11 protein-coding genes are annotated in these 12,538 nt (G+C 72.0%); 5 read left to right on the top strand and 6 right to left on the bottom strand.

Going from position 1 to position 12,538, the window contains the following annotated elements:
- Positions 1 to 83: 83 nt before the first annotated feature.
- The 4 genes from hpt to dacB form a co-directional block, all read right to left on the bottom strand.
- The gene (gene hpt, locus ACWCO8_RS10825; RefSeq protein ID WP_362015860.1) at positions 84 to 623 is read right to left on the bottom strand and encodes a hypoxanthine phosphoribosyltransferase; all 540 of its coding nucleotides are present in this window, start codon (positions 621 to 623) and stop codon (positions 84 to 86) included.
- Between the two features lie 41 nt (positions 624 to 664).
- A complete protein-coding gene (gene tilS, locus ACWCO8_RS10830; protein ID WP_451031975.1) occupies positions 665 to 1,681 on the bottom strand; it encodes a tRNA lysidine(34) synthetase TilS in 1,017 nt (338 codons plus the stop codon).
- Positions 1,682 to 1,877: 196 nt separating this feature from the next.
- A complete protein-coding gene (locus ACWCO8_RS10835) occupies positions 1,878 to 3,008 on the bottom strand; it encodes a zinc-dependent metalloprotease (RefSeq protein ID WP_362015765.1) in 1,131 nt (376 codons plus the stop codon).
- A gap of 28 nt (positions 3,009 to 3,036) precedes the next feature.
- Complete coding sequence (gene dacB, locus ACWCO8_RS10840) at positions 3,037 to 4,470, bottom strand: D-alanyl-D-alanine carboxypeptidase/D-alanyl-D-alanine endopeptidase (protein ID WP_451031976.1); 1,434 nt, start codon at positions 4,468 to 4,470, stop codon at positions 3,037 to 3,039.
- A 102-nt stretch (positions 4,471 to 4,572) separates the two neighbouring features.
- On the opposite strand from dacB, the gene ACWCO8_RS10845 reads away from it, so the two are divergent.
- Positions 4,573 to 5,067 carry an inorganic diphosphatase gene (locus ACWCO8_RS10845; RefSeq protein WP_003968257.1) on the top strand — a complete coding sequence of 165 codons (495 nt, stop codon included), beginning with the start codon at positions 4,573 to 4,575 and terminating at the stop codon, positions 5,065 to 5,067.
- Between the two features lie 269 nt (positions 5,068 to 5,336).
- Positions 5,337 to 6,995: a threonine/serine exporter family protein gene (locus ACWCO8_RS10850; protein ID WP_451031977.1), complete on the top strand. Its 1,659-nt coding sequence runs from the start codon at positions 5,337 to 5,339 to the stop codon at positions 6,993 to 6,995.
- A 103-nt stretch (positions 6,996 to 7,098) separates the two neighbouring features.
- On the opposite strand, the gene ACWCO8_RS10855 is transcribed toward ACWCO8_RS10850, so the two are convergent.
- A complete protein-coding gene (locus ACWCO8_RS10855) occupies positions 7,099 to 7,806 on the bottom strand; it encodes a DedA family protein (RefSeq protein ID WP_362015772.1) in 708 nt (235 codons plus the stop codon).
- A gap of 160 nt (positions 7,807 to 7,966) precedes the next feature.
- Between ACWCO8_RS10855 and ACWCO8_RS10860 the strand changes: the two genes are divergently transcribed.
- From ACWCO8_RS10860 to ACWCO8_RS10870, 3 genes are all read left to right on the top strand, one after another.
- The gene (locus ACWCO8_RS10860; protein WP_362015774.1) at positions 7,967 to 8,335 is read left to right on the top strand and encodes a YbjQ family protein; all 369 of its coding nucleotides are present in this window, start codon (positions 7,967 to 7,969) and stop codon (positions 8,333 to 8,335) included.
- Positions 8,336 to 8,416: 81 nt separating this feature from the next.
- Positions 8,417 to 9,706, top strand: coding sequence for an ion channel protein (locus ACWCO8_RS10865; RefSeq protein WP_451031978.1), 1,290 nt, complete (start codon positions 8,417 to 8,419; stop codon positions 9,704 to 9,706).
- 46 nt (positions 9,707 to 9,752) lie between these two features.
- Complete coding sequence (locus ACWCO8_RS10870) at positions 9,753 to 11,171, top strand: glutamate decarboxylase (RefSeq protein WP_451031979.1); 1,419 nt, start codon at positions 9,753 to 9,755, stop codon at positions 11,169 to 11,171.
- 25 nt (positions 11,172 to 11,196) lie between these two features.
- Here ACWCO8_RS10870 and ACWCO8_RS10875 read toward each other — a convergent pair whose 3' ends face one another.
- Positions 11,197 to 12,429 (bottom strand): WD40/YVTN/BNR-like repeat-containing protein, encoded by a 1,233-nt coding sequence (locus ACWCO8_RS10875; protein ID WP_451031980.1) that lies wholly within the window; start codon positions 12,427 to 12,429, stop codon positions 11,197 to 11,199.
- Positions 12,430 to 12,538: the final 109 nt, after the last annotated feature.

Genomic DNA, 12,538 nt, shown 5'->3' on the forward strand with positions numbered 1-12,538 from the left:
CTTCGGACGGTACCTCAGCCAGGTGACCCGTGACCGCCTTCCCTTGCTCCAACGGCGGGAGAGCGGTACGGGTTCCCCGTGCGTCAGCCCCCGTAGACGTGCGGCGCGAGCGTGCCGACAAACGGGAGGTTGCGGTACTTCTCGGCGTAGTCGAGGCCGTATCCGACGACGAACTCGTTGGGGATGTCGAAGCCGATCCACTTCACGTCGATCGCGACCTTCGCGGCGTCGGGCTTGCGCAGCAGGGTGCAGACCTCCAGGGAGGCCGGCTCGCGCGAGCCGAGGTTCGACAGCAGCCAGGACAGCGTCAGACCGGAGTCGATGATGTCCTCGACGATCAGGACGTGCTTGCCCTTGATGTCGGTGTCGAGGTCCTTGAGGATGCGGACGACGCCGGAGGACTGGGTGCCGGCGCCGTAGGAGGAGACGGCCATCCAGTCCATGGTGACGGGGGTGGACAGCGCGCGCGCCAGGTCCGCCATCACCATCACGGCGCCCTTGAGGACGCCGACGAGGAGCAGGTCCTTGCCCGCGTACTCCGCGTCGATCTTCGCGGCCAGCTCGGCCAGCTTCGCGTCGATCTCTTCCTTGGTGATGAGCACCGACTGGAGGTCGGTGCCCATGTCCTTCTCGTTCACCCGGGTCACTTTCGTTGCAGCTTGCGTCAGCCTTGCCGAATGACCAGTCTGCCACCCTGCCGCCGTGCCTCGACGCGGCCGGGCAGATTGATGGCGCCTTGTCCACGCCATCCGGTGATGAGCCGGTCGACCTCTTCGATGTGGCGGGCGAAGAGGGAACCGGCGGGCGCGCCCTCGGCGATCATGGCGCGGCGCAGGATGCGGCGGCGGACGGCGGGCGGGAGTCCGAAGAGTTTGGCGCATTCGAGTCGGCCGGACTCGTCGCGTACGGCGGCTTCGGCGTCGGCGGCCCAGGAGTCGAGGGCGTCGGCGTCGTCGCGGGAGAGCTGGGCCGTACGGGCGAGGGCTTCGACGACGCCCTTGCCGAGGGCCTTCTCGAGGGCGGGGAGGCCTTCGTGGCGGAGCCGGGAGCGGGTGTAGGCGGGGTCCGCGTTGTGGGGGTCGTCCCAGACGGCGAGTTCCTGAGCGACGCAGGCCTTGCGGACGGTCTGCCGGTCGAGCTCCAGGAAGGGGCGGCGGTAGCGTCCCGCGGCGCCGGAGACGGCGGCCATGCCGGACAGGGAGCGAATGCCGGAGCCGCGGGCGAGTCCGAGGAGGACGGTCTCGGCCTGGTCGTCGCGGGTGTGGCCGAGCAGGACGGCGGTGGCGCCGTGGCGTTCGGCGGCCTCGTCGAGGGCGGCGTAGCGGGCGTCGCGGGCCGCGGCCTCCGGGCCGCCTTCTCTGCCGACGGTGACGGCGACCGTCTCGACGGGGTCGAGACCGAGCGCGGCCATGCGTCCGGCGACCTCGGCGGCGCGCTGGGCGGAGCCGGCCTGGAGGCCGTGGTCGACGGTGATGCCGCCGGCGCGGACGGCGAGTTTGCGGGATTCGAAGGCGAGTGCGGAGGCGAGCGCCATGGAGTCGGCGCCTCCGGAGCAGGCGACGAGCACGAGGGGGTCTCGCCCTGCTGTCGCGACGGGGGCGGTCTGGTGCTCGGTGAGGACGTCGTGGAGTACGCGGCGGACCGCCAGGCGTATCGCCGCGACCGCAGGATGGGGACCCATGTCCGGTGCCCTTCGTGAAGGAGTGGGGTGCCTCGGTCGGAGTCTTAACGGTCGGAAGAGGGGGTTCGGTCACTCAGAGTGCGTCGATGGTGACAGAACATGGCCGTTACCCGAGCATTGCACGCCTCACCCTCCGTCTACGGTCCCTCGGATGGGTGATTGGGGGTGTGTTCTTCCGTCGTACGTCGCACCCGTCTCAGGAGTCTGCCTTACGGTGCACCCTCGCCACCCAGTCGGCCGGTTTGGCGATCTCGGCCTTGGTGGGGAGCGTGTTGGGGGAGGTCCAGACGCGGTTGAACCCGTCCATGCCGACCTCGTCGACGACGGCGCGGACGAAGCGCTCGCCGTCGCGGTACTGGCGGAGTTTGGCGTCGAGGCCGAGGAGCTTGCGCAGGGCGAGGTCGAGGCGGGAGGCGCCGCGGGCGCGGCGCTGCTGGAACTTCTCGCGGATCTCGGCGACGGAGGGGACGACCTGGGGGCCGACGCCGTCCATGACGTAGTCGGCGTGGCCTTCGAGGAGGGACATCACGGCGGTGAGGCGGCCGAGGATCTCGCGCTGCTCGGGGGTCTGGACGATCTCGACGAGGGAGGGGGAGGGTTCGCCCTCCTCGCCCTCGGGGCGGCCGCCGGCGAGGGCCTGGGCGGCTTCGCGGAGGCGTTCGACGACGGTGGAGGGGTCGACCTCGGTGGCGCCGAGGAAGGACTGGATCTCGCCCTGGAGGTGGTCGCGCAGCCAGGGCACGGCGGTGAACTGGGTGCGGTGGGTCTCTTCGTGGAGGCAGACCCAGAGCCGGAAGTCGTGCGGGTCGACGGCGAGTTCGCGTTCGACGTGGACGATGTTGGGGGCGACGAGCAGGAGGCGGCCGCCGCCGTTCTCGCCGGTCGGGAGTTCGCGGGTGGCGGGGGCGAAGGTCTCGTACTGGCCGAGGATCCGGGAGGCGAGGAACGACAGGAGCATGCCGAGTTCGACGCCGGTGACCTTGCCGCCGACCGCGCCGAGCATGGTGCCGCCGGGGGTGTTCGAGCGGCGTTCCTGCATCTTGTCGAGGAGCGGGGAGAGCAGTTCGCGGAAGCCGGCGACGTTGGCCTTGATCCAGCCGGCGCGGTCCACGACGAGGACGGGGGTGTCCCGTGGTTCGTGGCCCTCGGGGATCATCCGGGTGAAGGCCCGTACGTGTTCCTCGGACGCCTTGGCGTGCCTGCGGAGTTCCGCGACGACCTCGCGGGCCTCTTCGCGGCTCACCTCGGGGCCCGGCTTCACCAGTCGGGTCGCGGTCGCGACCGCGAGATTCCAGTCGACCATCTCGGCTCCACCGATGCTCGTCATGCGTCAACCGTACGTTCTCCGGACCCGATCAGGGCAGGTTCGGTACGGGTCCGGCTTGGGGCGCGAGCGCGGCCGAGAGCCGGTCGAGGGCGGGTTGTGCCTGGTACGGGGAAGGGGTGCGGCCGGCGAGGAAGGCGAAGGCGAGGAGGCGGCCGTCGGCGGTGACGACGGTTCCGGCGAGCGTGTTGACGCCCGTGAGGGTGCCGGTCTTGGCGCGGACGAGGCCGGCGCCGCCGAGGGCGGTGCCGGTGTCGAAGCGGCCCTTGAGGGTGCCGCTGAAGCCACCGACGGGCAGGCCGGTGAGGACGGGGCGCAGGGCGGGGCGGGCGGGGTCGGCCGCTCGGGTGAGCAGGCCGGTGAGCAGGGCCGCGGAGAGCCGGTCGTCGCGGGAGAGGCCGCTGCCGTCGGCGAAGCGGGCGCCGGCGGTGGGCAGGCCGAGAGCGGCGAGCTCGGCCTGGACGGCCTTGCCGGCGCCGGTGAAGCTCGCGGGCTGCTTGCGGGCGAGGGCGGTCTGGCGGGCGAGGGCCTCGGCGAGGTCGTTGTCGCTGTTCGTGAGGGTGCGCTCGACGAGGGCGGAGAGCGGGGCGGATTCGGTACGGGCCAGGGGGCCGCTCGCGGTGCCTTCGGCGGGCTTGGGGGCGCGGCCGGGGGCGGGGGCGCCCTGGACCTTCGTACCGGCCTCGGTGAGGAGCTCGGCGAAGGCGGAGGCCGCGTCTCCTGCGGGGTCGGCGCTGCGCGGGGCGGGGCCGCTGTCGGAGCCGTCCAGGCGGCCTTCGTCGAGCATGAGGGCGCTGACGGGGGCGATGTTCTCGTTGGGGCCGATGGGGTGCCGGGCGGGGCCCTGGTAGCGGCTCGTGTCGTAGGTGAGGCGTACGGCGGTGATGCCGCGGGCCTTCAGGGCGCGGGCGGTGTCGCGGGCGAGGGCCTTCAGGCGGGCGCGGTCGAGGGTGGGGTCGCCGCCGCCGACGAGGGTGAGCGTGCGGCCGTCGGGGGCGGCGACGACGGTCGTCGGGATGCGGTGGTCGGGGCCGAGGGCGGAGAGCGCGGCGACCGAGGTGGCGATCTTGATGGTGGAGGCCGGGGTCATGGCCGTGGTGGCGCCCTCGCCGTACAGCTGCTTGCCGGTGGTGACGTCGACGACCGAGGCGGTGCGCAGCGGCCCGAGGCCGGGGTCGGCGAGGAGCGGGACCAGGACGGCGGCGAGGTCACCCTGGTGGGCGGTCCCGGCGGTGCCGAGCGCGCGCAGCACTCCGGGGGCGCTCGGGGCGGGGGCGGGGCGGCGCGGGGCGGCGGGCGGCGCGTGATGTGCGCCACCTGTCGGGGTCGCGGCGGCCGCCCGGGCGCGCTCGGCCTTACGCTGACCGTTGTCCCACGGTCCGGCGGCGGTCACCGCTCCGGCGGCCAGGGCCAGACCGAGTACGGCAGAGCACGCCGTGAGCTGCCAGGTCCTCGGCTCCGGCATTGCTGACCAGCCCCTTTCGCGATCACACACAGGCGTGAGGGACACTTAATCACTGCGCGTTGCCGCAGGCATTCACATGTGTTGATTCAGGAGGAGCCACCCGTGGAGTTCGACGTCACCATCGAGATCCCGAAGGGGTCGCGGAACAAGTACGAGGTCGACCACGAGACGGGTCGCATCCGCCTGGACCGTCGCCTCTTCACCTCGACCAGCTACCCGGCCGACTACGGCTTCGTCGAGAACACCCTCGGCGAGGACGGCGACCCGCTGGACGCGCTCGTCATCCTGGACGAGCCGACGTTCCCCGGCTGCCTGATCAAGTGCCGCGCCATCGGCATGTTCCGCATGACGGACGAGGCCGGCGGCGACGACAAGCTGCTGTGCGTCCCCGCCTCGGACCCGCGCGTCGAGCACCTGCGCGACATCCACCACGTGTCGGAGTTCGACCGCCTGGAGATCCAGCACTTCTTCGAGGTCTACAAGGACCTGGAGCCGGGCAAGTCGGTCGAGGGCGCCGACTGGGTCGGCCGCGCCGAGGCCGAGGCCGAGATCGAGGCCTCCTACAAGCGCCTCGAGGCGCAGGGCGGCGCCCACTGAGTGGGTTCCTGATTCATCCGTGACGGGCGGTGCACCTGCTGGTGCACCGCCCGTCGCACATTCGTCCCGTCGCACACCCATACTGGGCCAGGGGGTGTCTCGTCGATCAGGCCGGATCAGGGAGCGGTGTCTGGTGCCGTGCATCGCAAGGCGGAGGAGGACGTCAACGCGGAGCGTTGGCAACCGACGACAACGCGGCGAGGCACGGCACCAGACACCGCGAGCCCGGCCTGATCGACGAGACACCCCCTAGGATCGTGCGTCGCGGAGTGAGGGCGATAACAGTGGCGGAGCCGGACGGCCCGGAGGACCGGAAACCGCAGTCGGACGAGGCGCACAGCGCCTTCACCCCGCCCGCCGGGGTGGAACAGCTGATGGTGGCGGAGGAGGAGCATCCGACCTCCGAGTTCGCCATTCCCAAGGGGCTGGCTCCGGAGCCGCCCGCCGAGCCGGAGGGCTCGGCGTTCGCGCCCCCGTCGACGTACTCCGCGAAGCAGGCGCCGCAGGCCTTCACGCCCGCCCATGGGATGCCGCTCGTACGGCTGCCGGCGGACGCGCCGTGGCAGGACCGGATGCGGACGATGCTGCGGCTGCCGGTGGGTGACCGGCCGGTGCCGGAGACCGCACCCAAGGAGGACGAGCCGGGGCCCGCGGTGGGCCGTGTGCTCGACCTGACCCTGCGTATCGGCGAGCTGCTGCTCGCGGGCGGCGAGGGCGCGGAGGACGTCGAGGCGGCGATGTTCGCGATCTGCCGCAGCTACGGCCTGGACCGGTGCGAGCCGACGGTGACGTTCACGCTGCTCTCGATCACGTACCAGCCGTCGCTGGTGGACGACCCGATCACGGCGAACCGGACGGTCCGGCGGCGCGGCACGGACTACACCCGGCTGGCCGCCGTCTATCAGCTGCTCGCCGACATCAACGCCAAGGAGCACGACGTCACGCCGGAGGAGGCGTACCGGCGGCTCGCGGAGATCCGGCGCAACCGGCACCCGTATCCCGGCTGGGTGCTGACGACGGCTGCGGGTGTCCTGGCGGGGGCGGCCTCGGTACTGCTCGGCGGTGACTTCACGGTCTTCTGCGTGGCGGCGCTCGGCGCGGTGCTCGGCGACCGACTGGCGTGGCTGTGCGCGGGGCGCGGGCTGCCGGAGTTCTACCAGTTCCTGGTGGCGGCGATGCCGCCGGCCGCGATGGGGGTGCTGCTGACGCTGCTGCACGCGGATCTGCGGCCCTCGGCGGTCATCACGGGTGGCCTGTTCGCCCTGATCCCTGGGCGGGCGCTGGTGGCGGCCGTGCAGGACGGTCTGACCGGCTTCTACATCACGGCCTCGGCCCGGCTCCTGGAAGTCGGGTACTTCTTCGTGGCGATCGTGGTGGGTGTGCTGTCGGTGCTGTACGTGGCCGTGCAGTTCGACGCGCAGCTGAACCCGGAGGGGACGCTGGGTCTGGTCGAGCGTCCGGTGGTGCAGATCGTGGCGTCGATGGTGCTGTGCGCGACGTTCGCCATCCTGTTGCAGCAGTCGCGGGCGACGGTGGTGTTCGCGACGTTGAACGGCGGGGTGGCGTGGGTGGTCTACGCGTCGATCGCGGTGACCGCGGGCGGCTCGGCGGTCATGGCGACAGCGGTGGCGGCGGGCCTGGTGGGTCTCTTCGGGCAGCTGATCGCCCGGTACCACCACACGTCCTCGCTGCCGTACGTGACGGCGGCGATCGGGCCGCTGCTGCCGGGTTCGGCGACGTACTTCGGGGTGCTGTCGATCGCCCAGAACAACCTGGACCAGGGCTTCGCCAACCTGGCGAAGGCGGCGGCCCTGGCCCTGGCCATCGCGATCGGCGTGAACCTGGGAAGCGAACTGGCCCGCCTCTTCATGCAGGCCCCGCGCGCGGCGGCGGCACGGCGTGCGGCGAAGCGGACCAGGGGCTTCTGACGGGGCTTGCGGGGCTTGCGGGACTGCCGGTCTTACGGGACTGCCGGTCTTACGGGTCCTGCCTGTCTTACGGAACCCGGGGCCCTGGGGCCCCGGGGGCGGGTCAGCGCTTGGCGTGGCGGCCGCGGCCCGGGTTCGGGGTGCCGGGGGCGTCGTGGCCGTCCTCGTCGTCCTGGGCGGCCTTGGCCTTCTTCGACTGCGAGCGGGCGCGGAGGTACTCGATCACGATCGGGACCACGGAGATCAGGACGATCAGGATGAGGATCGCCTCGATGTGCTCGTGCACGAAGTCGATCTTGCCGAGGGAGGCGCCGAGGATGGTGACGCCCGCGCCCCAGAGCACGCCGCCGATGATGTTGAACGTGATGAACGAGCGGTAGTTCATCCGGCTGACACCGGCGATGATCGGCGTGAACGTCCGCACGATCGGGACGAAGCGGGCCAGGATCAGCGACTTCGGGCCGTGCTTCTCGAAGAACTCGTGCGCCTTCTCCACGTTCTCCTGCTTGAAGAGCTTGGAGTCGGGGCGCTTGAAGAGGGCGGGGCCGACCTTGCGGCCGAAGAGATAACCGACCTGGTCGCCGATGATCGCGGCGGCCACGATGAGCGTGCAGACGAGCCAGAGCGGCTGGTCCAGCTTGCCGGTGGTGACCAGCAGGCCGGTGGTGAAGAGCAGCGAGTCGCCGGGCAGGAAGAACCCGATGAGCAGGCCGGACTCGGCGAAGACGATGACGAGGACGCCGATCAGACCGAAGGTCTGAATCAGATAGTCCGGGTCCAGCCAGCTCGGTCCGAGGGCAAGCGTATTCACGGGTTCCGGGCTCCTGCGGTCGGTGTGAGAGAGGGGGACGGCTGCCCCAAAGTATCAACGCATTCTTACCGGCCCGGGTTCCACGGGCCCCCCGGCGGGCGTTCCCGGGATGCGACGGCGGGCGGCCGGTCCGAGGCTGGTGGCCAGGAGGTGGATGCGGATGGGCATCGAAGAGTACGGCGGCGGCCAGGGGCCGCACCCGGATGTGCTGGTCGTCACCACGAACGACGTACCCGGCTACGAGGTCCGGCAGATCATCGGCGAGGTCTTCGGACTGACCGTGCGCTCGCGGCATCTGGGCAGCCAGATCGGCGCGGGTCTTAAGTCGATGATCGGCGGGGAGCTCAAGGGTCTGACGAAGACCCTGGTGGAGACCCGCAACCAGGCGATGGAGCGGCTGGTGGAGCAGGCGAAGGCGCGCGGCGCCAACGCCGTGCTGATGTTCCGCTTCGACGTGACGGAGGCGGCCGACGTGGGGACGGAGGTCTGCGCCTACGGGACGGCGGCGGTGATCGCCCCGCGCGCGTGAGGCCCGACAGGCCCGATTCCGGGGCGCGACACCCTCAACTCTCGGGGTGTTGTGCGGCATTTGTGCCCCTATGGTGGGGCGGTGGCCATCGATACCCCGTCGTCCGGGCCCCCGCCCCACGTCCCCGAGACGCCTCTCCGTGTCCTGTTGCCGCAGGTGCTGCCCGCCCTCGTCGTGGGCGTGTTGTCGAGCCTGCTCTTCCTGGGGATCGAATGGGTCTCCGAGGAGTTCGAGCACGTTCTGTGGAACACCCTTCCGGACGCACTCGGGATCGGCGGCTACTCGTCGCTCTGGATGATCGTCATGCTCACCGCGACAGGCATCGCGGTGGGCCTGGTCATCTGGAAGGTCCCCGGGCACGCGGGCCCCGATCCGTCCGAGACCGGTCTCGGGGGCGCCCCGCTGGCGCCCTCGGTCGTCCCGAGCCTGTTGCTCGCGGGCACGCTCACGCTGGCGGGCGGGGTCAGCCTCGGCCCGGAGAACCCGATCATCGCGGCGAACATCGCGCTCGCCTACTGGCTCGGGCGCAAGGCGGCGCCGTCCGCGCCGGCCGCCTTCTGGGTCGCGCTGGCCTCCGCCGCCACCATCGGCGCCCTCTTCGGCACCCCGGTGGCCGCCGCCCTGGTCATCTCCGAGGCCCTCGCCAACCAGCCGGGCCCCGGGTCGCTGTGGGACCGGCTCTTCGCGCCGCTCGTCGCCGGCGGGACGGGGGCCCTGACCACGTCGCTGATCGCGCACCCCAGCTTCGACCTGTCGCTGCCCCAGCTGACCGACCCGGGCTGGGCCGATCTGCTCGCCACGCTGATCGTCGCCACCCTGGCCGCCCTCTTCGGCCTCCTCTGCTGCTACGGCCTCCCCCACGTCCACCGGGCCTTCCGGCGGCTGAAGCACCCGATGCTGATGCTGCCGGCCGGCGGTCTCGTCCTCGGGCTGCTGGGCGCGCTGGGCGGGCATCTGACGCTCTTCAAGGGCCTGGATCAGATGAAGGAGCTCGTCGCGAACCTCGGCGGCTGGTCCTCCGGCGAACTGGCCAAGATGGCGGTGGTCAAGCTCGTCGCCCTGCTGGTCGCCGCCTCCTGCGGCTTCGTCGGCGGCCGGATCTTCCCCGCCGTGTTCATCGGCGTCGCCTTCGGCATGCTGGCCCAGGCCCTGGTCCCGGAGATCCACCCGGCGGTCGCCATCTCCTCCTCCGTGCTCGGCGTGCTGCTCGCGACCACCCGGCAGGGCTGGGTGAGCCTCTTCGTCGCCGCCGTCCTCGCCTCCTCCCCGGCCATGCTCGCGCTGCTCTGCCTGGCCTCCCTGCCCGCCTGGCTGGTCGTCACCGGCCGCCCCCAGCTCGAACTCGACGAATCCGGCGCCTCCCTGCGCTGACCACCCTCTACCGGCCTACCACCGGCCTTCCCCCCAAGGAGTCCCCATGGCGCTGCACAAGGGCCCCGGTGAGCCCGGGTCCGAGCCGGACCGGCACCTCGCCCTCAACCCGTTCTTCGGAGAGGCCAACCCGGTCGGCGGCATGACCGAGGCGCCGCCCCGGCACCGGCTCCCCGACGGGCCGCTGCCGCCCATGAGCGCCTATCAGCTCGTCCACGACGAGCTGATGCTCGACGGGAACTCCCGGCTGAACCTCGCCACCTTCGTGACCACCTGGATGGAGCCCCAGGCCGGTGTGCTGATGGCCGAGTGCCGCGACAAGAACATGATCGACAAGGACGAGTACCCGCGCACCGCCGAGCTGGAGCGGCGCTGCGTCGCCATGCTCGCCCAGCTGTGGAACGCGCCGGACCCCACGGCCACCGTCGGCTGCTCCACGACCGGCTCCAGCGAGGCGTGCATGCTCGCCGGCATGGCCCTCAAGCGCCGCTGGGCCAAGCGGAACGCCGACCGCTACCCGGGCAGCGCCCGGCCCAACCTGATCATGGGCGTCAACGTCCAAGTCTGCTGGGAGAAGTTCTGCAACTTCTGGGAGGTCGAGGCCCGGCTCGTCCCCATGGAGGGCGACCGCTTCCACATGGACGCGGAGTCCGCCGCCGCGCTCTGCGACGAGAACACCATCGGCGTGGTCGCCGTGCTCGGCTCGACCTTCGACGGCTCCTACGAACCGGTCCAGGAGATCTGCGCCGCGCTCGACGCCCTCCAGGAACGGACCGGCCTCGACATCCCCGTCCACGTCGACGGCGCGTCCGGCGCGATGATCGCCCCCTTCGTGGACGAGGAACTGGTCTGGGACTTCCGGCTGCCGCGGGTCTCCTCGATCAACACCTCCGGTCACAAGTACGGCCTGGTCTATCCGGGCGTCGGCTGGGCGCTGTGGCGCTCGCCCGCCGAACTCCCCGAGGACCTCGTCTTCCGGGTCAACTACCTGGGCGGCGACATGCCGACCTTCGCCCTGAACTTCTCCCGGCCGGGCGCCCAGGTCGTCGCGCAGTACTACACGTTCCTGCGACTCGGCCGGGACGGCTACCGGGCGGTCCAGCAGACCACCCGTGACGTCGCCCGGGGTCTCGCCGAACGGATCGAGGCCATGGGCGACTTCCGCCTCCTCACCCAGGGCGACCAGCTGCCCGTCTTCGCGTTCACCACCGCCCCCGACGTCACCCGCTTCGACGTCTTCGACGTCTCGCGTCGGCTGCGGGAGCAAGGCTGGCTCGTCCCCGCGTACACCTTCCCCGCCAACCGGGAGGACCTGTCCGTGCTGCGCGTGGTGTGCCGCAACGGCTTCTCCGCCGACCTCGCCGACCTCTTCATCGAGGACCTGCGGCGCCTCCTGCCCGAACTCCGCAGCCAGACCGGCCCGTCGCCGAAGGACCCGGGGGCCGCCACCTCCTTCCACCACTGAGCGACACCGCGCGGGGCGGGTGCCGTCAGAGTCGCTGGTCGTCGCAGGCCAGGACGAACTTCTGCCATTGCTCGCCGTCGGCGGATATCGCGTACGCGCACGCGGACCCGGAGCGGAGCATCCCGATCGGCGTACGGCGGGTGAAGCCCGTGCCCTCGCCCGAGGGGCGGAAGCTCCGGCCGCCGTCGACGCTCACGAACTCCCGGTCCTCGGCGGTGATCAGGACCCGGCCCGCCGGACCGGGAAGGGGCAGGCCCTGGAGCGTGCGCGGCTCGTCGACCGGCCCTGTCGTCCACATCCGCTCCCAGGTGCGGCCGCCGTCCAGGGAGCGGTGCAGGGCGCGCATCGGGTTCTTGACCGGGTTCCCGCCCTTCAACTCGCCCATCTCCGCCGCGTAGACGGCGTCCTGGCCGACCGCGACCGAGGTGTACCACCCCGGTTCCGTGGTCGGGCTCGGCAAGCGGCTGAGCGACCAGCTGCGGCCCTGGTCCCGCGAGACGGCGACGGCCGCCCGGCCGGAGAGCGGGTCGGTGCCGGAGACCCACCAGGAGCCGTCCGGCTCCGCCACCTCGGCCGGCCTCGGCCGCGCCCCGAGCGGCGGCCCCTGCGCGAGCGCCCGCCGCCGCCCGTCACCCGGGTCGATCACGACCAGCCGCTCCCGCGCGCACTCGTCCCGGGTCGGCGGCCCGGCGGGCTCGGCACAGTCGGTGGTGAGGACGGCCCCGGCCGGGATCACCGGGGCCGTACCGCTCGTGCGCGCGTCGCCCTGGCGCCAGCTCCGCCCGCCGTCCCGGGTGAACCAGGTCCGCCGGGTCTCCGGTGTCGCCCCACCCTCCTCGATCAGGGCCCGCCCGGGACCGAGGACCTTCAGGTCCGCCGAGATGCCGTCCGTCGACGGGACCTCGGACAGCGGGGACCGGCGCAGCACCCAGCTCTTCGCGCCCCGGTCGAGCACGGCCACGGGCTGGCGGCAGAACCCGCTCTCCGGCGCGCCCGCGTCCTCCACACAGTCCGCGAGCAGCGCGAACCCGCTCCCGTCCACCGCGAACCCCGGGCTGTGCGACCACCCGGGCACCCCCTCGGCGGACGGTATGCGGGGCGGCGCCCCGGCTCCGGATCCGCCCGAACCGCCCTTGCCGGGCAGGCTGGTCGAACTCCCCTTGCCCGGCGCGCTCGTCCCCTCCCCCGTACACGCCGCCACCATCAGCAGCGCCACGACGACGCCCGCCACTCCATGAAGCCGATGAACCCTGCGCATCCCCCGTCCCCCTGTCCCTCAGGCAGACGGCCCCCGGTGAACCGTCTGCCTTGGGTACACCGCTCGACCGCTTCGGGTTCCCAGTCGCCCGCCACGAGTTCCGGAAGCG

The organism is Streptomyces sp. NPDC001927, assembly GCF_053594455.1.